The sequence below is a fragment of the Pseudomonas sp. RGB genome, from assembly GCF_007713445.1.
Lineage (GTDB): Bacteria > Pseudomonadota > Gammaproteobacteria > Pseudomonadales > Pseudomonadaceae > Aquipseudomonas.
This window is the reverse complement of record NZ_VMSH01000017.1, coordinates 1-24,017: the sequence shown is the minus strand read 5'-3', so window position 1 is coordinate 24,017 and position 24,017 is coordinate 1. Positions and strand designations below refer to the sequence as shown.

21 protein-coding genes and 1 pseudogene are annotated in these 24,017 nt (G+C 61.7%); 10 read left to right on the top strand and 12 right to left on the bottom strand.

The features are described 5' to 3' along the window. The first annotated feature begins 56 nt into the window (after nucleotides 1-56). A pseudogene (gene mdeB / locus FPT15_RS25605) lies at nucleotides 57-2,736 on the top strand (alpha-ketoglutarate dehydrogenase). A gap of 124 nt (nucleotides 2,737-2,860) precedes the next feature. On the opposite strand, the gene FPT15_RS25600 reads toward mdeB, so the two are convergent. After that, complete coding sequence (locus FPT15_RS25600) at nucleotides 2,861-3,349, bottom strand: DUF1289 domain-containing protein (protein WP_145165625.1); 489 nt, start codon at nucleotides 3,347-3,349, stop codon at nucleotides 2,861-2,863. A 152-nt stretch (nucleotides 3,350-3,501) separates the two neighbouring features. Continuing rightward, nucleotides 3,502-4,752 carry a ribonucleotide-diphosphate reductase subunit beta gene (locus FPT15_RS25595; protein ID WP_034108883.1) on the bottom strand — a complete coding sequence of 417 codons (1,251 nt, stop codon included), beginning with the start codon at nucleotides 4,750-4,752 and terminating at the stop codon, nucleotides 3,502-3,504. A gap of 388 nt (nucleotides 4,753-5,140) precedes the next feature. On the opposite strand from FPT15_RS25595, the gene FPT15_RS30495 reads away from it, so the two are divergent. Together FPT15_RS30495 and FPT15_RS25585 are read left to right on the top strand one after the other, a co-directional pair. Then, nucleotides 5,141-5,419: a GNAT family N-acetyltransferase gene (locus tag FPT15_RS30495; RefSeq protein ID WP_372241496.1), complete on the top strand. Its 279-nt coding sequence runs from the start codon at nucleotides 5,141-5,143 to the stop codon at nucleotides 5,417-5,419. 32 nt (nucleotides 5,420-5,451) lie between these two features. Beyond that, complete coding sequence (locus FPT15_RS25585; RefSeq protein WP_145165623.1) at nucleotides 5,452-6,078, top strand: transcriptional regulator; 627 nt, start codon at nucleotides 5,452-5,454, stop codon at nucleotides 6,076-6,078. Here FPT15_RS25585 and FPT15_RS25580 read toward each other — a convergent pair. Both FPT15_RS25580 and FPT15_RS25575 read right to left on the bottom strand, forming a co-directional pair. After that, the gene (locus tag FPT15_RS25580) at nucleotides 6,066-6,446 is read right to left on the bottom strand and encodes a RidA family protein (protein WP_145165622.1); all 381 of its coding nucleotides are present in this window, start codon (nucleotides 6,444-6,446) and stop codon (nucleotides 6,066-6,068) included. The genes FPT15_RS25585 and FPT15_RS25580 overlap by 13 nt on opposite strands. Then, the gene (locus FPT15_RS25575; RefSeq protein WP_145165621.1) at nucleotides 6,443-7,408 is read right to left on the bottom strand and encodes a threo-3-hydroxy-L-aspartate ammonia-lyase; all 966 of its coding nucleotides are present in this window, start codon (nucleotides 7,406-7,408) and stop codon (nucleotides 6,443-6,445) included. Before FPT15_RS25575 ends, FPT15_RS25580 begins: the two co-directional genes overlap by 4 nt. 113 nt (nucleotides 7,409-7,521) lie before the next feature. Between FPT15_RS25575 and FPT15_RS25570 the strand changes: the two genes are divergently transcribed. The 4 genes from FPT15_RS25570 to FPT15_RS25555 all read left to right on the top strand — a co-directional run bounded on the left by FPT15_RS25570 (nucleotide 7,522) and on the right by FPT15_RS25555 (nucleotide 10,244). Next, nucleotides 7,522-8,139, top strand: a complete 618-nt coding sequence (locus FPT15_RS25570) for an LpxA family transferase (RefSeq protein WP_145165685.1) — start codon at nucleotides 7,522-7,524, stop codon at nucleotides 8,137-8,139. 92 nt (nucleotides 8,140-8,231) lie between these two features. Next, complete coding sequence (locus FPT15_RS25565; RefSeq protein WP_145165620.1) at nucleotides 8,232-8,750, top strand: sigma-70 family RNA polymerase sigma factor; 519 nt, start codon at nucleotides 8,232-8,234, stop codon at nucleotides 8,748-8,750. Continuing rightward, nucleotides 8,747-9,667 carry a FecR domain-containing protein gene (locus FPT15_RS25560; RefSeq protein ID WP_145165619.1) on the top strand — a complete coding sequence of 307 codons (921 nt, stop codon included), beginning with the start codon at nucleotides 8,747-8,749 and terminating at the stop codon, nucleotides 9,665-9,667. The genes FPT15_RS25565 and FPT15_RS25560 overlap by 4 nt, the downstream gene beginning before the upstream one ends. 361 nt (nucleotides 9,668-10,028) lie before the next feature. After that, complete coding sequence (locus FPT15_RS25555) at nucleotides 10,029-10,244, top strand: molybdopterin-binding protein (protein WP_003173733.1); 216 nt, start codon at nucleotides 10,029-10,031, stop codon at nucleotides 10,242-10,244. A 517-nt stretch (nucleotides 10,245-10,761) separates the two neighbouring features. Here the strand turns inward: FPT15_RS25555 and FPT15_RS25545 are convergent. Together FPT15_RS25545 and FPT15_RS25540 are read right to left on the bottom strand one after the other, a co-directional pair. Then, entirely contained in the window at nucleotides 10,762-14,109 is a 3,348-nt protein-coding gene (locus FPT15_RS25545; RefSeq protein WP_145165617.1) for a hypothetical protein, read from the bottom strand. A gap of 188 nt (nucleotides 14,110-14,297) precedes the next feature. Further along, a complete protein-coding gene (locus FPT15_RS25540; protein WP_145165616.1) occupies nucleotides 14,298-15,443 on the bottom strand; it encodes a MalY/PatB family protein in 1,146 nt (381 codons plus the stop codon). A gap of 98 nt (nucleotides 15,444-15,541) precedes the next feature. On the opposite strand from FPT15_RS25540, the gene FPT15_RS25535 reads away from it, so the two are divergent. Next, complete coding sequence (locus tag FPT15_RS25535; protein ID WP_372241498.1) at nucleotides 15,542-15,703, top strand: hypothetical protein; 162 nt, start codon at nucleotides 15,542-15,544, stop codon at nucleotides 15,701-15,703. Nucleotides 15,704-15,743: 40 nt separating this feature from the next. On the opposite strand, the gene FPT15_RS25530 is transcribed toward FPT15_RS25535, so the two are convergent. The 6 genes from FPT15_RS25530 to FPT15_RS25505 all read right to left on the bottom strand — a co-directional run bounded on the left by FPT15_RS25530 (nucleotide 15,744) and on the right by FPT15_RS25505 (nucleotide 22,003). Then, nucleotides 15,744-16,820: a nucleoside hydrolase gene (locus tag FPT15_RS25530; RefSeq protein ID WP_145165615.1), complete on the bottom strand. Its 1,077-nt coding sequence runs from the start codon at nucleotides 16,818-16,820 to the stop codon at nucleotides 15,744-15,746. Nucleotides 16,821-16,848: 28 nt separating this feature from the next. Beyond that, the gene (locus FPT15_RS25525; RefSeq protein WP_145165614.1) at nucleotides 16,849-18,159 is read right to left on the bottom strand and encodes an MFS transporter; all 1,311 of its coding nucleotides are present in this window, start codon (nucleotides 18,157-18,159) and stop codon (nucleotides 16,849-16,851) included. 320 nt (nucleotides 18,160-18,479) lie between these two features. Next, a complete protein-coding gene (locus FPT15_RS25520; protein WP_145165613.1) occupies nucleotides 18,480-19,112 on the bottom strand; it encodes an N-carbamoylsarcosine amidohydrolase in 633 nt (210 codons plus the stop codon). 196 nt (nucleotides 19,113-19,308) lie between these two features. Then, nucleotides 19,309-20,061, bottom strand: coding sequence for an Asp/Glu racemase (locus tag FPT15_RS25515; RefSeq protein ID WP_145165612.1), 753 nt, complete (start codon nucleotides 20,059-20,061; stop codon nucleotides 19,309-19,311). Between the two features lie 14 nt (nucleotides 20,062-20,075). Continuing rightward, on the bottom strand, nucleotides 20,076-20,873 hold the full coding sequence (locus FPT15_RS25510) for an alpha/beta fold hydrolase (RefSeq protein ID WP_145165611.1): 798 nt from the start codon (nucleotides 20,871-20,873) through the stop codon (nucleotides 20,076-20,078). Beyond that, a complete protein-coding gene (locus FPT15_RS25505) occupies nucleotides 20,870-22,003 on the bottom strand; it encodes an FAD-dependent monooxygenase (RefSeq protein WP_145165610.1) in 1,134 nt (377 codons plus the stop codon). The genes FPT15_RS25510 and FPT15_RS25505 overlap by 4 nt, the downstream gene beginning before the upstream one ends. A 307-nt stretch (nucleotides 22,004-22,310) precedes the next feature. Between FPT15_RS25505 and FPT15_RS25500 the strand changes: the two genes are divergently transcribed. Both FPT15_RS25500 and FPT15_RS25495 read left to right on the top strand, forming a co-directional pair. Then, a complete protein-coding gene (locus FPT15_RS25500; protein ID WP_145165609.1) occupies nucleotides 22,311-23,363 on the top strand; it encodes a 2,5-dihydroxypyridine 5,6-dioxygenase in 1,053 nt (350 codons plus the stop codon). Nucleotides 23,364-23,488: 125 nt separating this feature from the next. Next, entirely contained in the window at nucleotides 23,489-23,923 is a 435-nt protein-coding gene (locus FPT15_RS25495) for a MarR family winged helix-turn-helix transcriptional regulator (RefSeq protein ID WP_145165608.1), read from the top strand. Nucleotides 23,924-24,017 lie beyond the last annotated feature (94 nt).

Below are 24,017 nucleotides of genomic sequence, written 5' to 3'. Positions count from 1 at the left end.
CAGGCAAAAAATCCTCGAGCACCAGCATAAACTGGAAAAAAAGCCCGGAGGTGCGCATGAATGGTTTCGTCAGTGCAGTCAATCACACGGCGTTGGATCAAGTAGAGCTGGACGAGTGGCGGGACGCACTGGCCTCGCTGGTGGCCAACGCCGGTCCCGAACGAGCGCGGCAGATCCTCGACCTGCTGGCCCGCGAAGGCAGCGCCCCGCACATCGACTGGAAACCCCGCCACGGCACGCCGTACATCAACAGCATCAGCGTTGCGCAGCAGCCGGCGTTTCCCGGTGACCTCGCCACCGAAGAGCGCCTGGCCTCGCTGGTGCGCTGGAACGCGCTGGCCATGGTGGTGCGCGCCAATCAGGCGTACGGCGAACTGGGTGGCCATATCGCCAGCTACGCCAGTGCCGCCGATTTGTTCGAAGTCGGCTTCAACCACTTTTTCCGCGCCCGCAACGAAGACTTTGGCGGCGACCTGGTGTTCTACCAACCGCATTCCGCGCCGGGCATTTATGCGCGTGCCTATCTGGAAGGCCGCTTGAGCGAAGACGACCTCGCACACTACCGCCAGGAGATCGGCGGGCAACAAGCGGGTGCACGGGGTCTCTCCAGCTACCCGCACCCGTGGTTGATGCCGGACTTCTGGCAGTTCCCCACCGGTTCCATGGGGATCGGCCCGATCAGCTCGATTTTCCAGGCGCGTTTCATGCGCTACCTGCAGCATCGTGGGCTGCTCGACACCACCGACCGTCACGTCTGGGGTGTGTTCGGCGACGGCGAAATGGACGAACCGGAAAGCATGTCGGCCCTGACCCTGGCCGCCCGCGAAGGCTTGGACAACCTGACCTGGGTGGTCAACTGCAACCTGCAACGCCTTGACGGCCCGGTGCGCGGCAATGGGCGCATCATCGACGAACTGGAGGCGTTATTTGCCGGGGCCGGCTGGAATGTGATCAAGCTGGTCTGGGGTTCAGACTGGGACGCCTTGCTTGCCCAGGACAGCGACGGCTCGCTGGTGAGCACGCTGTCGCAGACGGTCGACGGGCAATTCCAGACCTTCGCCGCCAAAGACGGCGCCTACAACCGTGAGCACTTTTTCGGGCAGAGCGAATCACTGGCCAAGTTGGTCGAGGGCATGAGCGACGAACAGATCGACCGCCTCAAGCGTGGCGGCCACGAACATGGTCAAGATCCACGCTGCCTACCACGCCGCGCTCCGGGTCAAAGGCCAGCCGACGGTGATCCTGGCGCAGACCAAAAAAGGTTTCGGCATGGGCGAAGCCGGGCAGGGCAGGATGACCACGCACCAGCAGAAGAAGCTGGATCGGCAAGCGCTGATTGCCTTCCGCAATCGTTTCCAGTTGCCGCTGACGGACGAGCAGACCGAATCGCTGAGCTTCTTCAAGCCGGCCGACGACAGCCTCGAATTGCGCTACCTGCATCAACGCCGCCAGGCGCTGGGCGGTTACGTACCGAGCCGCAGCCAGGTCGCAGCGCCGGTGGCGGTGCCGCCAGTGACGGGTTACGCCGGTTTCGCCACGGCGGCTGACGGCAAGGAAATGTCCACCACCATGGCCTTCGTGCGCATGCTCACCAACTTGCTCAAGGACAAGGCCCTCGGCCCGCGCATCGTGCCGATCGTGGCGGATGAGGCGCGCACCTTTGGCATGGCCAACCTGTTCAAGCAGATCGGCATCTATTCCAGCGTCGGCCAGCGCTACGAGCCCGAAGACATCGGCTCGATCCTCAGCTACCGCGAAGCCACCGACGGGCAGATCCTCGAGGAAGGCATCAGCGAAGCCAGTGCCATCAGCTCGTGGGTGGCAGCGGCCACCAGTTACTCAGTGCACGGCCTGCGCATGTTGCCGTTCTACATCTATTACTCGATGTTCGGCTTCCAGCGCGTCGGCGACCTGATCTGGGCCGCCGCCGACCAGCGCGCCCGCGGCTTCCTGCTTGGCGCCACGGCCGGGCGCACCACCCTGGGCGGCGAAGGGTTGCAGCACCAGGACGGCAGCAGCCACCTCAGCGCGGCCACCGTGCCTAATTGCCGCGCCTACGACCCGGCGTTTGCCGGCGAGTTTGCGGTGATCCTCGACCACGGCATGCGCCAGATGCTCGAGCACGATGTGGACGAGTTCTACTACGTAACGCTGATGAACGAAAACTACCCGCAGCCGAGCCTGCCGCAGGGCGTGGAGTCGGCGATCATCAAAGGCATGTACCGCTTGCAAGGTGCGCCAGATGCTCAAGTGCGCCTGTTGGGTTCGGGCACGCTGCTGCGCGAGGCCCAGGCTGCCGCGCAGTTACTGGCCGAGGATTGGCAGGTGGCGAGCGAGGTGTTCAGCGTCACCAGTTACAGTGAGCTGGCGCGGGATGCGCGGGAAGTGGAGCGGTGGAATCGCTTGCATCCTCAGGACGCCAAGCGCGTCAGCCATATGAATGACTGTCTGCCCAACGGCGCGCCGGTGATTGCGGTGTCCGACTATGTGCGGGCGGTGCCGCAGATGATCGCTTCTTACCTCAATTGCAGCTACGCCGTGCTCGGCACCGACGGTTTTGGCCGCAGTGACACACGGGCGGCGTTGCGGGATTTCTTCGAAGTAGATCGCCATCACCTGGTGCTGGCGGCGCTGACGGCGTTGGCGGAGCAGGGGAGTGTGGCGCGGGAGGTGTGTCAGCAGGCGATTGAGCGCTATGGCTTGCAGACAGAACGGGCGGGTTCCTGGATGTCCTGAACCACACACACATCAAATGTGGGAGCTGGCTTGCCTGCGATAGCGGAGTGTCAGTCGACAAATTTATTGACTCGTCCACTGCTATCGCAGGCAAGCCAGCTCCCACAGAGTTTTGTGGTGGGTGTTAGAACGTGGCAATCAGGGCTGGCCCAAACGCTTCCTTCAGAAACCCCGGTGCGATGTAGCGCTCGTAGTGCGCCTCGGATAACAGAAAAAACTCGCGATCAATCGCGTCGCGTAAATCAGTCAGGTTGCGCTCACGAAATTCCGGCAACAACGCCAGGCCATACGCATCCAGTCTGGAAATCACCCGCGCGCCCCGCGCAATCAACTGGTACGCCCAGCAATACGGCGACTGGTGGGGCACAAACCGAATTTTGCGGTCTTCCAACTGCTGGCGCAGGCGCTGCGGGTCAAGCACTTCCAGCTTGCTGGCCATCACCTGCACCAGCAACTGTTCCAGGCGCTGCCACACTGCCTGCTTCTCGTCGGCGCTGTAGCCATTCCACTGAATCACCTCATGGTGATAACGCTTGCAGCCCCGGCAGACCAGGTCCCCGTAAACGGTGGAGCACAGGCCGACGCAAGGCGTTTTGATGGTTTGATTGGGCATAAAGGGCAATTTGCAAAGTCTATAGAGCACCGCAGACCCAATGTGGGAGCGGGCTTGCCCGCGAATGCGGTGAGTCAGTCACCGGATGCATCGACTGACACACTGTATTCGCGAGCAAGCCCGCTCCCACACGTTTAGATCTGTGTTGTTGATCAGTCCCAGCTCAGCGCGCCGCCGGTCTGGTACTCGATCACACGGGTTTCGAAGAAATTCTTCTCTTTCTTCAAGTCCATGATCTCGCTCATCCAAGGAAACGGATTCGTCGTCCCTGGATACTCTTCCTTCAACCCAATCTGCGACAAACGACGGTTCGCGATGAACTTCAGATAGTCCTCCATCATCGCCGCATTCATGCCCAACACCCCACGCGGCATGGTGTCGCGCGCATATTCAATCTCCAGCTGAGTCCCTTGCAGGATCATCTGGGTCGCTTCTTCCTTCATCTCGGCATCCCACAAATGCGGGTTTTCGATTTTGATCTGGTTGATCACGTCGATACCGAAGTTCAGGTGCATCGACTCGTCGCGCAGGATGTACTGGAACTGCTCGGCAACGCCGGTCATTTTGTTGCGACGGCCCATCGACAGGATCTGGGTGAAGCCGCAGTAGAAGAAGATGCCTTCCAGCACGCAGTAGTAGGCGACCAGGTTGCGCAGAAGTTCTTTGTCGGTCTCGACGGTGCCGGTTTCGAACTTCGGATCGGAGATCGAGCGGGTGTACTTCAGGCCCCAGGCGGCCTTTTTGGCGACCGAAGGAATCTCGTGGTACATGTTGAAGATCTCGCCCTCATCCATGGCCAGCGATTCGATGCAGTACTGATACGCGTGGGTGTGGATCGCTTCTTCGAAGGCCTGGCGCAGGATGTACTGGCGGCACTCCGGGTTGGTGATCAGGCGGTACACGGCCAGCACCAGGTTGTTGGCAACCAGGGAGTCGGCGGTGGAGAAGAAGCCGAGGTTGCGCATGACGATGCGGCGTTCGTCGTCGGTCAGGCCTTCGGGGTTTTTCCACAGGGCGATGTCGGCGGTCATGTTGACCTCTTGCGGCATCCAGTGGTTGGCGCAGCCGTCGAGGTACTTTTGCCAGGCCCAGTCGTACTTGAAGGGCACGAGTTGGTTGAGGTCGGCGCGGCAGTTGATCATGCGCTTTTCGTCAACGGCGACGCGGGCGGCGGAGCCTTCCAGCTCAGCGAGGCCTTCGGCGACGTCGAGTTTGTCCAGGGCGGCCTTGGCGCGCACGATGGCGGCGGAGTCGTTGGCAGTCACATTGCGCGCTTCCAGTGCGGCCGCGGCGCCGGCACCGTCAAGGCGGTCCATGTTGGCTTCGCTGGCATGCCCGGCGTTGGCGCCCTTGATCACCGCTGCACCGGTGTCTTCGTTGTCGACTTCATCCCAACTCAGCATTGAAATACTCCTTCCTGATCTGTTCTGACGGCGTGTTAACCCGTCCAAAAATATGCGGTTTGCAGGCTACCTGGCATTGAAATGCTGCGCATAGTGTGGTCGGTAATTACCGATACTGCACACTATGTAGTGGTCTGTTTTGTTTGTGGGCACACTATATGGTGTGTAACAAAGTAGGTCAACGCACAAGATGTGCGGTCATCGGTCGCTGCCCGGCGCCCATTCAGCTATAAAGCCTGGGTTCACTGGCCACACACGCAAACTCAAGGGAATGAAAAAAATTCTGATCCGCGCAGCCGCCCAGGAAGACGCCTAAAGCATCTTCGCCGTGCATCAAAACTCGGTCGAAAACCTGTGCAACGCCGATTACGGCCCTGAGCAGATTGCAATGTGGCTCGATGGTCGCTCGCCTGAGACGTACCGCGCGGCCATTGCCGCGGGCAGCCTGTGGCTGGCGTATACCGATAGCCTGCAAGGTTTCGTCGAGATTGACGGCCATGAAATCAGCAAATTGTTCGTGCGCGGTGATGCGGCCGGGCAGGGCATTGGTGCGCGTTTGCTGATTGAAGCCTTGCAGCACATCCAACACACGGGCCATGCCACGGCCTACCTGGAAGCAACCCTTCCATGGTTGAAACGCCGCAATGAGGGACCGCGGCCAAATTGACGTCCTGTCCAGGACTGGATATGTTGTCTTGCATGAAAAAGACCTCTCCCGAACAAACCACGCTGATCAGCCAGCTCGAACAGATCGCCGAAGGCTTGAGCAAAACCTTCAGCCCGTTCTGTGAAGTGGTGCTGCACGACTTGCGCGACCCGCAGCACGCTATCCTGGCGATCCACAACAACCTCTCCGGGCGCCAACCCGGTGACCCGGCCACCGAACTGGGCCTGGCGCGCATTGCCGACCCGGACTACCCGCAGGTCCTCGCCAACTACCAGAACCAGTTCGCCGATGGGCGCCAGGTCAAAAGCACGTCGATCGGCATCAAGGACACCAGCGGCAAGTACGTCGCGGCTTTGTGCATGAACGTCGATCTCTCGTTGTTCCGGGGCTTGCAGAGCATGCTGGAGCAGTTTGGTTCAGTCAGTGGCGACCAGCCCAATGAGTCCCTCGACCCGTCCGGCGCCGATGTGATTCGTGCGCGAATCGACCAGTTCGCCGCACGCCTGGCGACCACGCCGCGGGCACTCAAGGCGGCGGATCGGCGGCTGCTTCTGCAAGAGCTCAAAGACTCTGGCTGCATGGACGTTCGCCGGGCCATGGAAACTGTCGCCTCGCACCTGGGCGTGTCGCGCGCGGCGGTCTACACCTACGCCAAGTAACGCGCCAGCGCTTCAATCTCTACCAGATACCCGTGATGCAACTCGGGCACCGGCACCACCGCGCGGGCAGGGCGGTGCTCGCCCAGCGCGGCGGCGTAAATTCGGTCAAATTCCGGCCAGTGGTTAACCCCGGCCACGTACACCGTGACCTTGACCAAGTCCTGGGGCGAACCGCCAGCGGCTTTCAAGATCGCCAACACATTGTCCAGCGCCACCTGCGCCTGTTCGGCAAACGACGCCTCAAGGTTGTGGCGACCCTGCGCGCTGACCGGCAATTGCCCGGAGATATACAGTGTGTCGCCATGGCGGACGGCCTGCGAATAATGCCCGGCTGGCGGCGCGGCAGTTGCGGTGTGAATGATGTTCATGGCACCTCGCTGAGCAGAGCGGCGTAGCGCTGGATATCGACGTTGCCGCCGGTGACGATAAGCCCCACGCGCTGGCCCTTGAACCGCTCGCCCAGTTGGCGCAACGCAGCCAGGCCAAGGCAGCCGGTGGGTTCCACCACCATCTTCATGCGCTGCATGAAAAAGCGCATGGCATCCACCAACTGCGCGTCGGAGACGGTAAAGATGTCGTTCACCTGATCACGGATGATCGGGAAGGTGTAGTTGCCCAAGTGTTGGGTTTGCGCACCGTCGGCAATGGTCGCCGGCGTGTCGATGTGCACAATGCTGCCGGCACGCAAGGAGCGCTGGCCGTCATTGCCGGCCTCCGGTTCGACGCCGAACAGTTGGCAATCCGGTGCCAGTGCACGAGTCGAAAGTGCTGTGCCTGAGAGCATGCCACCGCCGCCCAGGCCGACGAAGAGCGCGTCCAAAGGGCCGGTGAATTCCAGCAGTTCCTTGGCGGCCGTGCCTTGGCCGGCGAGGATGTGCGGGTGATCGTAAGGCGGGATCAGCGTCATCCCTTGCTCGATGGCCAGGGTACGGCCGATGTGCTCGCGGTCCTCGGTGAAACGGTCATACAGCACCACGCTGGCGCCATATTCACGGGTCGCGGCGACCTTGGCGGCCGGCGCGTCGGTCGGCATCACAATCGTCGCCGGCATGCCCAGCAAACGCGCCGCCAGCGCGATGCCTTGGGCGTGGTTGCCTGAAGAAAACGCCACAACACCGGCCGTGCGCTGCTGCGCATCAAACTGCGAGAGGGCGTTGAACGCCCCGCGAAACTTGAACGAGCCGGTGCATTGCAGGTGCTCACATTTGATGAACACTTCGGCGCCGGTTTCGGCGTTGAGGGTGCGCGAGGTGAGCACCGGCGTGGTGTGCGCGAAGCCCTCCAGGCGCTGGGCGGCGGCGATGACGTCTTGATAGGTAGGCAATTGCATGCGACGGACCTTGTGTGCGTGTCTGGATAAAATATCCATATCAAGACAAATAGTAAAGTTTCCCGTGTTCATGCTAGCGTTTCGAGCTTCTCTGAATGCTCGAGGGTTCGACGTTGATCAGACTCACCGACTACATCGCCAACCTTGCCCAATCACCGCTGGCGCCGTGGGCCGACCTGGCACCCTGGGTGTTGGTCGCCCAGGCGCCCGCCATCGTGCGCCAATTGCTCACCGAACTGGCGCTTGATGATTACGCCATTCACGATGAAATCGCCGTGCACCGTACCGCGACGGTCGAACCCGGCGCCTTGCTCAAAGGCCCATTGATCATCGGCGCCGAGTGTTTTATCGCCAGCGGTTCGCTGCTGCGTGGTGGCTGCTGGCTGGAGGCGCAGTGCATCATCGGGCCCGGCGCCGAACTGAAAACCTCATTGGTATTCAAGGGCAGCAAGCTGGCGCATTTCAATTTTGTCGGTGATTCGGTGCTTGGCCACGGGATCAACCTGGAGGCGGGCAGCATCGTCGCCAACTACCGCAATGAGCGGGTGGACAAGGAGGTGCTGGTGCGCATTAACGACCAGTTACAGCGCACCGGTTGCGACAAGTTCGGCGCGTTGCTCGGCGATCAGTGCCGGATTGGCGCCAATGCGGTGCTGGCGCCGGGTGCCGTGTTAGCCCCTGCCAGTGTGATCGGGCGCGGGCAAGTGTTCGACGCAGAAACGTCTGTATAAACGCAATGTTGAAAAGGGCATGGTGCACCGGCACGATATTAAATAGAATGAATCTCATTTGAGACTCACTCGCGCCGCGCAGGTCGCTTGCCATGAATGATGCTGTTGTCCCGACCCACGCCGCCGAACCCACCTTGTCGAGTTTGTACCGCGACCACCGCAGCTGGCTCGAAAGCTGGCTGCGGCGGCGCCTGGGCAATGCCTGGGATGCGGCGGACCTGAGCCAGGATACGTTCCTGCGCGTGCTCGCCAGTGCCCAGCCGATTGCGCAGATGCAGGAGCCGCGCGCGTACCTGGTGACGGTCGGCAAGCGTTTGCTGGTCAACTTTCATCAGCGGCGCAGCCTTGAGCAGGCTTACTTGACGGCCTTGGCAAGCCTTCCGCACACCTGTGTGCCGTCGCCGGAGCAACGCTGGTTGCTGCTCGAAACCCTGCAGGCGCTGGATGAGCTGCTCGACGGCTTGCCCGTGCTGGTGCGCCGCGCATTTTTGTGGAGCCAACTTGAAGGCCTGGGTTATCGCGAGATTGCCGAGCGGCTCGACGTTTCTGAGCGCACCGTGAAGCGCTACATGGCGCACGCTTACGAACATTGTTTGCTGGCCGAGCTGTGAGCCGCGAGGTCGCGCGCGCCGCCGCGCAGTGGCTGGCCTTGCTGGAATCCGGCGCGGCCACCGAACGTGATCACGCCGCGTTGCAGCAGTGGCGTGACAGCCACCCCCAGCACGAACTGACCTGGCAGAAAGCCCAGGCCCTGCGCCAGCGTTTCAACGACGTGCCGCCGGCATTGGCAATGGCCAGCCTCGACCGCCCGCAACCGTCGCGGCGGGCCATGCTCAAGCGTGCGCTGGGTGTGGCGGCGCTGGTGCCGACCGCCTGGCTGGTCAGCCGGCAGTTGCCCATCGAGGCATGGCGGGCCGACGTGCACACCGCCACCGGCGAGCGCCGGCGCCTGCCGTTGGCCGATGGCAGCAGCGTGCAACTCAACACGGCCACGGCGGTGGATGTTGATCTCCAGCAGCGGCGCATCACGTTGGTAGACGGTGAACTCGCCGTGAATGTGCCGGGCGCGGCCTCGATGACTGTGAACACCCGCTACGGCGAGGTTCACGTCAGCCAGGCCGAGGTGTGTGTGCGGCAATTGGCGTCCGGTTGTTTGGTCTCGGTGCTCAAGGGCGTGGTGCAGGTGCGCGACGTGCGGGGGCACGTGGCGACGTTGAGCAGCGGGCAGCAGGCGCCGTTGCAGGCCAAAGGGCTTGGCGCCTGGGTAGCGTTCGATGCGCTGCAACTGGGCTGGCGCGACGGCGTGTTGACCGCACAGAACCAGCCGCTGGGGGATTTTCTGCGCGAACTGTCGCGTTATCGCCCAGGCGTGTTGCGCTGGGACCCGAGCCTGGAAATGCTACGCGTCACCGGCAGCTTCCGGCTGGACGACACCGACCGCATCCTCACGCTGCTGTCCCAGACGTTGGGGTTTGAGGTGCGAGCGCGGACGCGGTATTGGGTGACCTTGAGCCGCACGCTGGTTTGACGCTTTAACCCTTGATGGCCGCGATCAACTCGGCCGCCACCAGGAACATCCACGCCAGGCTCGGGATCGAGCGCAGCCCGGCAAACGTGGGCTCCAGAATGGTATGTTCCTTCATGCTTTATCGGAATATGCAGTCTCTGTGCTATCTGCTTCTACGGCGCATTTGCTCGGGTTTACGCCGCTGTGGCTGTGATGGCAGCGGGCAGTTTGTTGATCCAACTGTCGCCAGGCGAACACTTCTTATATATCCGTATCGAATAAATAAAGAGTTATATATTCCTTTTAATGTTCGATTGGATGGCGCATTTTGAGGGCCTGCGCATTCGTGCGGATTGACCCAACAGCCAAAAGGAAAGCCGACATGACCATTAAAGCGATCAACGTGCGCAACCAGTTCAAGGGCGTCATCAAGGAGATTCTGCTGGGGGAAGTGGTGTCCGAGATCGACGTGCAAACCGCGTCCGGCATCGTGACGTCAGTGATCACCACGCGCTCGGTGCGCGACCTGGAATTGAAAGTGGGCAGCGAAGTGATTGCCTTTGTGAAGTCGACCGAAGTTTCCATTGCCAAGCTGTAAACCACTGTTGAAGCAAAAGCGGATTAAGTGCAGATCTGCTTTTTTGTGGGAGCTTGCTTGCCGGCGATGCGGGCACCTCGGTGCATCAGGCCTACCCAGTTGATCTCTTCGCAGGCAAGCCAGCTCCCACATTTGAGTACACCCATTACCCTGATGTACTCAAATGTGGGGGCTGGATTGCTTGGGTAGGTCACTCGGGAGACCGATTACCTATCCGTTGCTGCAGCCATCTTGGTTGTCGGGGCCTGTCAGACCGCGTGCAGATCTGCTTTTCTGTGGGAGCTGGCTTGCCTGCGATGCGGGCACCTCGGTGCATCAGGCCTACCCAGTCGATCCCTTCGCAGGCAAGCCAGCTCCCACATTTGACCCAGTACACTCTCTGCCTGATGTACTCAGCTGCCAATGTGGGAGCGGGCTTGCTCGCGAATGCGGTGGGGCATTCAGCTTTTCTGTCACTGATACACCGCCTTCTCAAGCACGCCCATTCCCACATGGATAGAGGCCAGCCCAGTGAACCTCAGTTGATGCGCGGGCCGCCGCCGCCTGGTTGATGCGGTTGCGGTTTGTCCGGGGGCGCATCGCTGGGCAGGCTCTTGGGTGGCGTGTTGGGGTCTTCGTAGTGCTTGTGCAAGTCCCCATCCAGCCGATTGCTCGACGACCCGCCTTTTTGCGGCGTCTGGTCGAAGTGCTCCCATTCCGATTGCTGGAAGCGAAAGATGCTGTCATCGGTCGGCGTGTCGCGGCTGTGGTAATGGTGGATTTCGTAGTGGGCGTACTCGACCTTGTCGGCCCAGTTGTCCTGCAATAAGCCGTCGCCGGCCAGATCGCGGTACCAGTCGTTTTCTTTCTCGGTGGCTTTCTGCTTTTTGTTGTGGTCGACAAAGTAACCGATGATCCCGCCCACCACCGCCAGCACCACGCCCACCAGGAACAATGGCCCGGTCAAGGCCGCCGCGGTGCCTGCGCCAAACAGTGCCGCCGCGCCGAGTACCCCGGCCGACGCACCGAACGCACCGCCCGCCACCTGCAGGCCGCCGGCCGCCTGGGCCAGCGGGTCTTTGCTGTCCACGCCACTTTTGATCGCCAGTGCGCCCAACACGATATCGGCGAACCCGCCGGCGATGTCCGTGGCCGGGCCGAGCACCTTGATGACCGAGCCGGCAATTTTCGCGGACTTGGACGCGCCGAGCTTGGCCGCGCCTGCAGCGGCGAGGCCGTCATCCAGGTGAGTCGCCAGGCCTTCGGTGGCCTCGGTGACGGCTTTATCGCCTTCGCCAAACATCTTCGAAATGCCGTCGTACTGGCTGTCGGGCACGGCATCGAGTGCGCTGGTGATCTTGGCTTTTACATCGGAGGGCAGGTCGTTGACGCGGAACTCGAAGTTCGGCTCCTGCAGGCCGGTCTTGCCCCAGATTTCCGGCAGCGTTTTGTCCAGGCCAAGGAAATCCACCAAGCCGCCTTTACCCAGGGTCTCGCCAATCTTGTCGCCCAGGCGCACGAAGTGGCTGGAACCGCCGGCAAAGCTCAAGAAGTCCTTGGCGATGGACATGCGCTGCGCAGGCGTTTCACCGAGCTTGCCGCCTTTGCCGACCAACTGGTAAATCGCCGAAAACAGGGTCACGCCGGCGCCGAGAGAACCCAGGATGCCCTTGCTGTTGAGGGTATGAAACACCTCGCCGAGCATGCCGCGGTCGGCGACCGGGATATAGGGTTTGCTCAACGCGGTTTTCAGGTCGGCCTCGCTGATCGAACCATTGTTCTTGTAGACCTCGCCCAACTCCTCCAGGGCCTTGGTCACGCCAGCGGACTTTTCCTTGCCCTGCAGGCCTTCGTTGAGAAATTTCTCCAGGGTTTCCTGGGTGCGCCGTGGCAGGTCGAGCAGGGTGCCTTTCAATACGCCTTTGAGCAGGCCGAACAGGTCCTTGGTGGCCAGTTCCTTGTTCTCGTCGGAGATCTTGCTCGGGTCCGAAAGGATCGCGTTGAGGTCGGTGGTCAAGCCGTCGGCCTGAATGTTCTGCGCCGCCTTGCTGGCCGCTTCCGGGTCGAACAACGACAGCGAGGTGAGGGTGTCGCTCAGGTCTTTCTGCGCCTCAGAGGTCTTGCCCTGGTCTTGCAGGTCCTTGAGGTACAGCACGTAATCCGGGTTGGACGTCAGGTCCAGGAGCTTTTGCTTGATCTCGTCCTTGTTTGGCAGCTTGTTGATCGCGTCGTCCATTTTCGACTTGTAGTCGGCCTGCACGGTCGGGTCTTTGAACAGCTCGCCGATCTGCTCCTGCACTGCCTTGCCGTCGATGATGTCGTGCATATCGGCCGAGGTCAGCTCGGTCTGCTTGTCATCGAACTCGCGCCAGGTGGTGTTGAACGGGCGCTTGGCTTCTTCGTAGCCGGTAATGCCGTGGCCATTCTGGTAGGCGGCCTGGGCTTCCAGCGCGCGCACCAGCTTGGCACGCGGGTCGTCTTTGGGAATCGAGCCATCCTTGACGCCGGCGCGGTAGGTGTCGATCAACTGGGTGGTGGCCAGCTCGCTGACGCTCAAGGTTGGCGACTTGTCGTCTTTCTCATCGGCATGGACGCCGGTGTCCATGTTCAGCACGTCGAGGTCACCGGCCTTGGGCAGGTTGTGCTGGGTGCGCGTGTCATCGACCGCTCCGGCACTGGAGGCGTCCCACTTGGCCTTGACGTCATCGTAGAGCTGCGGGCTGAGTTCCTTGGAGACGATGACCTTGCCTTCGCTGGTTTCGTAGCGGATCAGGCCATCGCCCAGTTCGTCGGGTGAACCGAACGTGATGTCGGTGTTTTTCAGGAAGTCATTCGGCCCGGCCAACTTATAGCCTTCGCTTTCGCTGGTGTGGATCTTGTCCCAGGTGACGTGGGCGGTGGCGACGCTCTTGAACAGCTCGGGGCTGACGTCGGAAGACACCACCACCTTGGTGCCGTCATGCAGTTCGTAGGTGAGGATGCTGTCTTTCTGGTCGTTGTTCCAGCTGAACGTCTTGTAGTCATTCAGGCCCGGCACCGGCGTGTTGGCGTCGGCCAGGGCTGCCCCGTTATTCAGCTCGCCTTCCACCACGGCCTTTTTGCCAGGGTCGGTGTAGACCTCGTGCAGGCCCGCCAGGTAGTCGAACAGCTTGGGGTTGTCGTCACGCGCCACGACCATCTTCTGGCCGTTGCTCTCAAAGCGGATCAGGCCCGGGCCGACTTCATCCTCGGGGCCGACCGTGGTACCGGCGTAGGGCGGCCACACTTCGTTGTCGCTGGCGCGTTTGTAGCCGGCGTCTTCGCTGCTGGAGAGGCCGGTGAAGCTCGCATAGTCATCCTTGGCTTTCTGGAAGGCTTCGGGGTTGTCACGCTGGCTGACCACGACTTTGGTGCCGTCCTGGGTTTCATAGCGGATCACGCCCGGGCCGGTCTCGTCGGGTGGCCCAAGGGATTTGTAGTCGGCGAGCTTTTCCGGCGCTTTTGCATCCGCGCCAAGGCTCTGGTAACCCGCGTTCTGGCTGGCCACCACGCCCGTGAGCGATTTGAAATCGGCACTCACTTGCTTGAACAGCTCCGGGCTGTCCTGTTCGCTGACGATGACTTTCTTTCCGTCCTGGGTTTCATAACGAATCAACCCAGGGCCGACTTCATCGGGCGGGCCGATGGCCTTGTAGTCGGCGAGGGCGGGCGGTGGCGTGGCGTCCTTGGTGGCCAGTGTATAGCCCTGTTGCTGGCTGGCATCGAGCCCCGCTGGCGTCTTGTCCTGGGACTCGACTTTTTTGTGGGCGCTGTTTTTGAGCAGCACATGAAAAGCGGTGCCCGACTTGGATGGCGTGCGGGGAAGGGTTTTGGGATCGGACGAGCGATCAAGGGGCTGGGTCGCCATGCCATGAAACTCCTGCTGTTGCCGGTGGGACGGATGGGCAAAAACAGTAACAGCAGGGTTTCGGCATTCGTTGCGAAACGTTGTGAATTAACGCCGGCGACCCGCGCTAACGGGCTCATCCGGCTGGGTTGTGCAAGTCAGCAGTCCGAGATTCGAGGAGGGCTGGCCCCGGCGATGGGGCCAGTCGCTTAGCGGTTTTTCAGGCTGCGCTCCATACGCTGCAAGCCCTCTTCGAGCATCGCACGCGGGCAGCCGAAGTTCAGGCGCACAAACTGCTGGCTGTCATCGCCGAACTCAATGCCGGCGCTCAGGCCGACCTTGGCCTGTTCCAGGAAGAACTGCTGCGGATCGTCCAGGCCCAGGGCGCTGCAATCCAGCCACGCGAGGAAGGTGCCTTGCGGGGCATGCATCACCACGCCGGGCAAACGGGTTTGCACGGCGTTGAGCAGGTAGTCACGGTTGGCCTGCAGGTAGCTCAACAGCGCCTCCAGCCATTCACCGCACTGGCTGTAAGCTGCGCGGGTAGCTTCCAGGCCAAGCGGGCTGACGCTGTCGACCATGCCGCAACGCGCGTTATTGAAGCGCTCGCGCATCTGGGCGTTTTGCACCACGGCAAAACAGGTCTTCAAACCGGCGACGTTGTAGGCCTTGCTCGCCGACATCAGGGTGATGGTGCGCTGGGCGATCTCGGGGCTGAGGCTGGCGGTAGGTGTATGGCGACGGCCATCGAAGCACAGTTCGGCGTGGATTTCATCGCTGATGATCAGCGCGCCGCTTTCCAGGCAGGCGTTGGCCACGGCCAGCAGTTCTTCGCGCGGGAAGACTTTGCCGATGGGGTTGTGCGGGTTGCTCAACAGCAGCGCGCCGGCGCCGGTCAGCGCCTGGCGCAGGGCCGGCAGCGGCGTGAGGTATTCGCCGTTGCTCAACGCGAACGGCACTTCGATACGCGGCAGGTTCCAGTTCGCTGGCGCCAGGCGAATCGGGCGATAGTTCGGGGTTTGCAGCACCACCGGCTGGCCCGGCTGCACGAACGCGTGCAGCGCCATGTTGAAGCCGGGTTCGACGCCGGGCAAAAACAGCAGTTCGTCTGGCAGTACGCGCCAGGCGTATTTGGCCCATAGGTCGGCAACGATGGCGTCGCGCACATCCGGCCCGGCCACGCTGTAGCCCAGGATGTGCTGGTCCAGACGCTGGTGCAGGGCTTGCAGTACGGCAGGTGGCGCGGCGATATCCATGTCGGCGATCCACATCGGCAAGACGTCTTGCGGGTAACGGTTCCACTTGGTGCTGCCGGTGCCGAGGCGGGGGTGGATCGTGTCGAAATCAAAGCTCATAAGAGGCTCGTGTCAGGGAGGCAGGCGCAAGAATGGCGCTGATTTTAGCGCCATTATTTTTATAGGCCAGCGCTGATTGCCTCATACGGCGTCGGGATTTGTGGGGCGGCTATGAAAGCCTGGTCACCGTGGCGGATACACGCGACCGTGAAAGCGCGACGGAGCGGGCGTTGAACCTGGTGGTGCGCTTGCATATCGGCTTGGAAGATGTGGCGGCGCTGATCGAGGATCTGCAGCGCGGCTTTGCCTTGGCGGGTTGAGTGAGGGGCGCTCCCACGCAAGGTGGGAGCGATCCCTTTATCAGTGCTTGACCGGAGTCGGCAGCGTCACCAGGCCGACGTAGCCGTCCCAGAATTTGTGCTGATCGACGCCAAATACCACCTTGGCTTTCTGCGTGCCCAGCGGTGCACCTTTCTGGTAGCCCAGCGCACGGCCGTAGTCGGCGCCGAACGTTGCGTCCACATCCACCCACAAATCGCGGGATTCGGTGACGATGTCCGGGCTGACCAGGAACAGCGCCGGCAAGCTGTCCCAGGTGAAGCTGTGGTAGCTGGGGTCTTTGTCGAACAACGGCCCGAACTCGTGCTTGTACAGCTCGGCAATCGCGCCTTTGTGTGCCACCACGCGTTGGTACACCGACTTGTCGAAGGTGACTTTCTCGCAAACATCATTCGGGAAAATCACGTGCTCGATCGGTGAGCGCAGGACGATCTTTGCCGCCTCCGGGTCGAACCACCAGTTGAATTCCGCCGCCGGTGTGGTGTTGCCCGGAATCTGGAACGCACCGCCCATGTACACGATTCGCTTGATCAGCGGCACGATGTCCGGCGCCGAGCGAATCGCCAGGGCGATATTGGTCAAGGGACCGACGGCGAGGATCGTCACTTGATGGGGATTGGCGCGCACGCTTTGCACGATGAACTGCGCGGCGGTCTCGCTGCGCAGTTGGGTGTGCGTCGCCAGGCCATCCGGTGGCGCGATCAACTGCGAGGGCGAGGCAGGGCGCGGGTTTTTGAACGCGCCCGGCCAACCGGCGCCAAACAGCGCTTTCTCTGCCTCGTAAGTGGCGTAGTCATGCAGCAGCGGGTAGGCGGCGCCGGAGTAGACGCCCACCTCTTTTTCCACGCCCATGCGTTCCACGGCCTTGAGGGCATCGACCTGTTCCTGGTCGACCCAGGCGTTGCCGCTGACCAGGGTCATGCCCAGCAGCTCGATGCGTTTTTGCGCATGCAGCTGGGCGAGCATGATAAAGGCCTGGCCGTCATCGTTGAGCACGTTGAAATCGGTGTCGAAGATGACTTTTTCGGCCGCTTGCGCGGTGCCGGCACACAGGCCGACCGCGACAAGCAGTGCACAGCTTTTAAAGAAGCCTTGCATGGTGATTCATCCGCAGAAATTGTTGTTGTTAACGGTTCACCAGTTTCGCCGGCAAGGCGATGACCAGGAAGCTGCTGAGGATCAGGCAGCCGGCGAAAAACCACAAGGCGCCCGCGCTGCTGCCGGTGACGTCGATGGCCACGCCCATCAGCGAGTTGCTTACCAGGCCGGCGATGTTCGCCACCGAGCAGGCCAGGGCAAAGCCGGTGGCTGCTGCGGTGCCTTTGAGAAAAGTTGCCGGCAGGCTGAAAAACACCGGCACGGCGCCGATGATCGCGGCCGAGGCGATGGCGAACAGCACCACCGTGGCCACCACGTTATGGGTAAAGAATGTGCTGGTGGCCATGGCGGCCGCGCCGATGAAAAACGGCACGATGATGTGCCAGCGACGTTCACGGTGTTTGTCGGAGCTGGCGCCGATCAGCAGCATGCCGAGCAACGCCGCCACGCTGGGTAATGCGGTCAGCAGGCCGATGTGGAAGGTGTCGGTAATCCCGGCGTTGCGGATGAACGTCGGCATCCAGAAACCCATGGCGTAGGCGCTGAGCAGGATCGAGAAGTCGATACCGCCGAGCATCCACACTTTGAGGTTGAAGAAGCCGTCGCGGAAGCTGTGCTTGCTGCCGGTGGCGTCGGCTTCGTCCTTGCGCAGCTCACTTTCGAGCAGGGCCTTTTCGTCGTCCGACAGCCATTTGGCTTGCTGGAAAGTATTGGGCAGCGCCCAGAAGGTCAGCACGCCGAGCAAAACGCTGGGCACCGCTTCGATCAGGAACAGCCATTGCCAGCCGCGCAGGCCGCCCAGGTTGTCGAAGTGGCCCATGATCCAGCCGGACAACGGGCCGCCGATCACGCTGGACAGCGGCAGGCCGATCATGAACAGCGCGATGATGCGGCCGCGCCGATGCGTCGGAAACCAGGTGGTCAGGTAATACAACACACCCGGCAAAAACCCGGCTTCGGCGGCGCCGAGCAGAAAGCGCAGGATGTAGAACTGCGTGGTGGAGGTGACCAGCATGGTGCAGGCCGAGAGCAGGCCCCAGGTGATCATGATGCGCGCGATCCAGATCTTCGCGCCGACCCGTTCCAGCACCAGGTTGCTGGGCACTTCAAAGATGATGTAGCCGACAAAAAACAAGCCGGCGCCAAGGCCGAACGCGGTTTCGCTGAAGTGCAGCTGGTCGAGCATCTGCAGTTTGGCGAAGCCGATGTTGATGCGGTCCAGGTAAGCGGCCAGGTAGCAGAAACACAGAAACGGAATCAGCTTCCAGGTGATCTTGTGGTAGAGCGTGGTGACGGGGTCGGCGACGGTGGTCGCGGGCGCTGCATTCGCAATGGGCATTGGGGTGTCTCCTGGCGGTGACTTATGGTTTTTATACAGCCGCTTTTGTTCCAGCACTTCGGAGTGCTGTAAAAGCGACTTCCAAAGGCAGTGTCAGAAGACTGAGATTTCCCTGCTGGAGGTCATCCATCTGTGGGCCGGGTGTGTGGGAGCTGGCTTGCCTGCGATGGCATCGACGCGGTGTCACTGAAACACCGCAGCGCCTGCATCGCGGGCAAGCCCGGCTCCCACAGGGATCGGCTTCTACAGATGAGTGCCTTCCAAGCGGCTACCTCAGTTTTTTCCGGACCACGCTCTTTGTCGTGGTTCCTGGTCAATCGTTATTGCTCCCTGAACTTGCTCATCGCCTCCTGCTTGCTCACCACGTCGCCATACTTGCTGTCGATGTCGAACAGGTTGGCGTCGTGGGGCGCCGGGTGTCGGTCGCCGACGCATTCGCGCACGACGATGGTGCGAAACCCGTGTTGCACCGCATCCACCGCCGTGGCGCGAATGCAGCCGCTGGTGGAGCAGCCGGCGAGTACCACGGTGTCAATGCCTTGAGCGTGCAGCATCGGGGCCAGGCTGCTGCCGAAAAACGCGCTGGCGTACTGCTTGGTGATCACCACTTCATCGTCCTGGGGCAGCACCTCGGCGCAGAACGCCGCCAGTGGGTTGCCCTCGACCATGTCTTTCATTACCGGGGCTTTCTTGACCCAGATGCCGCCATCGGCGAAATGGCCGCGATGGTAGCGGATATTGGTGTGCACCACCGCAATCCCATGCTGGCGCGCAGTGGCCAGCAGCTCGACGCTTTCGGCCACGGCCGTGACCACGCCCGGTGCGAACAGTGGCGCGCCTTCGGTGGTGTAGCCCTGCATGAAGTCGATCATCAGCAGCGCGGCCTTTTTGCCGAAGCCGATGCGGTTGCCCCAGACGCCTTGGTAGTTGGCGTCGGCAGATTGTTCGCTCATTTGTTTTTCACCTCATTCTCTATGTGTGGCGAGCGGGCTTGCCCCGCGTTGGGCTGCGAAGCGGCCCCAAAACCTGCCATGCGGTTTGCCTGACGGAACCCATTGCCTGGACGAGGGGCCGCTTCGCGCCCCAACGCGGGGCAAGCCCGCTCGCCACGACAAGCCCGCTCGCCACAGCAAGCCCGCTCGCGGTGAGTCAATAAGCGCCGGAGAGCAGGGCGCCGGCACCGGGCACGATAGGCTCCAAATCCAGCGCCTTGAGCATCGCGTAAGTAGTGGCGATGGCGGCAGTGAGCACCGGCTTGCCGGTTTGTGCCTCAACCTTGGCGACCACTGGCAACGACTGCATCTGCACACAGGCCGAGAGCACGATCACATCGACGCCTTCCAGGTTCATGCCCGCGACGATGGCCGGCAGGTTGGCCGGGTCGTGGCGCGCAACTTGGAGGTTGTCGGGGATTTCCAGCGCCCGCCAGTCCACCACCTCAAAGCCTTCTTCGCGGATGTAATTCACCACCAGTTCGGTCAGCGGCTTCATGTACGGCGCGACGATGGCGATGCGTTTGGCGCCCATGACGTTGAGGCCTTCGATCAGTGCGCCGGCGCTGGTGATCACCGGGGCATTGGCGTCGTTATCGGCAGTGGCTTGGCGCAGGCGCTGCTCGGATTTGCGGTGATAACCCAAGCCCATGGCCATGATCGCCACCAGACAGGCGTATCCCAGCACATCCACCTTGGCGTCGGACAGCTCGATGGCGCAGCGGTCGGACTCGCCGTCCATTGCCGCCAGTTCTTCCTTGCGCACCTGCTTCATGCGCATGCGGCTGGAGTGGAAGGTAAAACGCTCCGGGCGGATCGCCTGGCGCGCGTTGAGCATCGCCGGGATCTCGGTTTCCATAGTGGTGTTGGAACTCGGCACGATCTGGCCGATGCGGTAAGGCTTGTGCATGGTGGTCTCCGTTCTTAGTGGGTGAGGAAATCGCCGAGCGCGTCGAAGAAGCCCTCGAGGTCATCCCACGGAATCATGTGCCCGGCGTTGGGTACGCGGACGATCTGGATGGCCGGTTGCAGGTCCTGGATTTCGGCGATGTCTTCATCGAGGATCACGCCGCCGCGCCCGGCCACCATCAACAGGGCAGGGGCCTTGAGGTGAGGCAGGTCCTGATGGAAGTCCACCGTGTGAAAGTCATTGAAGGCGCGCACGATGGCGGGCTCAAAGCAGGTGTGCAGCCATTCGGCGCGCAGTTGCAGTTGCTCGGGTGTCCAGGTGGCGCAGAAGGCGCGCATGGCCTGTGCATCCATCCCAACCAGGGATTGGCGGATCGAATCGACGTACCACGGCAATTTGCTCGGGTATTCACGACGACCGGGGCCGGACACTGGCGGGTCGATCAGCACCACACGGTTTACGCCCTGCGGATGCTTGACCGCACTGCGCACGGCAAAGCGCGCGCCCATGGAGTGGCCGACCAGGTGGTAACGGTCCAGATTCAGTGCATCGGCGAATGCGCCAATGTCATCGCTGCAGGTGTCGGCGCTGTAGTCCAGCTCGGGTCCGGTGGACGACAAGCCGCGCCCGCGTACATCCAGCACGTACGTGTCGAAGTGCGCGCCGAGGCGTTCGGCCACAAACCCCCAGGTAATCGCCGGGCTGGTGATACCCGGAATCAGGATCAGCGCCGGGCCGTTGCCGCCGTAGCGCAGGTAGTGCTGGCGAATGCCGTTGGCCTGGACGTTGCCGCCATAGAGAAAGGTGCTCACGCGGCCACCCCCGATTTCAGTGGCTGCGCGTACAGGTCATAGCCGTACACCCAATCCGGGTCTTCCTGGGTGCGCAACCACGTGTTGGCGTTGGACACCGCCTGCACGCGGGAGGCGCGCTCCTTGCGGTTGGCTTCGTAGAGCTGGAACGCGGTGCGGTAATCGCTGATGCCGGTTTCCTGCAGGCAACGGGTGAGCATGGCGGCGTCTTCGATGGCCATGCCGGCGCCCTGGGCCATGTGCGGCTTCATTGGGTGGCAGGCGTCACCGAGCAACACCAGGCGACCTCGGCTCCACAGTGGCAGCGGGTTGCGATTGCGCAGCGGCCATTTGGTCACGCTTTCGGTGGACTCGATCAGGGCCTGCACGGTGGGGTGGTAGCCCTTGAACGCCTCGAACATCTCTTCGCGGCTGCTGTCCACGAATGCGCCCTGAAAGTCCCATTCGGCATGCGGTACGCCAGTGACGTAGTAGTACTCATCGCGTTTGCCGGTGGTGTAATACACCATCATGTGGCGGTCTTCGGTCCACCACTTGATGCAGTCTTCGAACGTAAGGTCGTACTTGGCCAACTGGTCGCCACGGATCAATGCGCGGTGCGCGACCCAGCCGCTGTACAGCGGTTTTTCCGCGCCGAGCAGTTCTTCACGAATCTTCGAATTGATGCCGTCGGCGCCGATCACGATGTCGGCATAGGTCACTTCACCATCGGCGAAGGTCAGGCGCACCTGGGTGTCGGTTTCTTCGAGGGTTTCCAGGCGCTTGTTGAAATGCAGGGTGCCGGGCTTGAGAGTGGACATCTGCAGGGCATGCAGGTCGCCGCGGTGCACGGTGACATACGAGGCGCCGTAGCCGGTGAGCGGGATGCGCGAGAGGTAGTCGCCGGTTTCGCCGCAACGGCTGAACCAGTGCTCGGGGTGCGAGCCCATCAGGTCCAGCTGCTGTTCGATGCCCATGCGGCGGAAGATTTTCATGATGTTGGGCCCCATGTGGATCCCCGCGCCCAACCGGGAAAACTCCGGCGCCTGCTCGTAGACGTCCACGTCAAAACCGGCCTGCTGCAACAGGGTAGCTGCGGCGGCGCCGCCCAGGCCGGCACCGACGATGGCGATTTTTTGTGTGCTTCCCATGGGGCGTGATCCTCTTTCTTTGTGATTGTCGGCAGCGTCTGTCTGCAAGGTTTTTAAAGTGTATACGCTCATTTTTTAAAATGGGAAGCCCGCTTCTGAAAATTTATTTTTTGGCCTCGCTGAACCTGTGTAACGCGATAATCCCAATAATTACTGGGTTTGTTTCGATAGGTAACGTTTTGGCGCGCCGCTTGCAGTCCGCTTGCAATTCAGGTCTTATCGTTATTAATTGGCGTATACGCTATAAAAATGCACTAGAGTGAAGCGCAGTGCTTGAACTTGGTGCAGTCCCACAGGAGACAGGAAAATGCCGGTAAGCGATTGCGAACTGACCCAGATGTTTGAACACGTGCTGAAGCTGTCGAAGGTCGACCCGACCCAGAGCGTTGCCGTGCTCAAGAGCCATTACTCCGACGCACGCACCGTGCGCGCGGCGATGGAGGCGGCGCAGCGCCTGGGGGCCAAGGTGTATGCGGTGGAGCTGCCGTCGTTCAATCACCCGCGGGCAATGGGCAATGACATGACCGCCTACTGCGGCGACACCGCGCTCACCGGCAACATCGCCGCCCAGCGTGCGCTGGAAGCCGCCGACCTGGTGGTTGACACGATGATGCTGCTGCATTCGCCGGAACAGGAGCAGATCCTCAAGACCGGCACGCGCATCCTGCTGGCCGTGGAGCCGCCGGAAGTGCTGGCGCGCATGCTGCCCACCGAAGAAGACAAGGTGCGTGTGCTGGCGGCCGAGCAATTACTGAAAAAGGCGCGTTCGATTCACGTCAAATCCCGCGCCGGCAGTGATTTTCGCGCCGCCTTGGGGCAGTACCCGTCGGTGACCGAATACGGTTTTGCCGATGAGCCTGGGCGCTGGGACCACTGGCCCAGCGGCTTCCTGTTCTCCTGGCCCAACGAGGAAACCGCCGAGGGCGTGCTGGTGCTGGACGTCGGCGACATCCTCCTGCCATTCAAGACCTACACCCGCGAGAAGATCACGCTGGAGATCGAGAAGGGCTTTATCACCAGGATCCACGGTGGTTTCGAGGCCGAGTACCTGCGTGATTACATGAAGTACTTCAACGATCCGGAGGTGTACGGCATCTCCCACATTGGCTGGGGCTTGCAGCCAAAAGCGCAGTGGACCGCCATGGGGTTGCATGACAAGAACGACGGCATGTGCATGGACGCGCGGGCGTTCTATGGCAACTTCCTGTTCTCCACCGGGCCGAATACCGAAGTGGGCGGCACGCGCAAGACGCCGTGCCACATGGACATTCCGCTGCGTCATTGCGATGTGTACCTGGATGACGAGGCGGTGGTTATCGCCGGTGACGTAGTCGCCCCGGCAGCCTCTCTGGCCCGCTGAAGATCCCAATGTGGGAGCGGGCCCGCTCCCACAGTTCTAACCGTGTTTCCTCAATGAGAAACTTGAGTCGATCCGGTAAGCCAGCCATCATGCGTCCCCATCGCCAATCACCCACCGAGCCCGCCGTGCCTGATTCCTACGTTTTCTCTGAACAAGTTGGCCACCTGCTGCGCAAGGCCTACCAGCGCCACCTGGCGATCTTTCAGCAGAATGTCGGCGACTCCCAGCTCACCGCCGTGCAGTTCGTCACCCTGTGTGCACTGCGCGATCAGGGTGCAAGTTCCCTCACCGAACTGGTCAAGGCCACGGCCGTTGACCAGGCGACCATTCGCGGCATTGTCGAGCGGCTCAAGGCCAAGGAACTGATCACGCTGGAGCCGGACCCGCAAGACAAGCGCAAGGTGATGGTGGACCTGTCTGCCGCAGGCGCCGACCTGGTCGCGCAAACCGCGCCGCGCGCCGCGCAGATCAGCGAACTGACCCTGAGCAACCTCAACCCGGCGGAACGGGTGGCGGTGTTGTTTCTGCTGCGCAAAATGATCGACGACCCGCAGGAATAGTGGGCTTGTTGTGGCGAGCGGGCTTGTTGTGGCGAGCGGGCTTGTTGTGGCGAGCGGGCTTGTTGTGGCGAGCGGGCTTGCCCCGCGTTGGGCT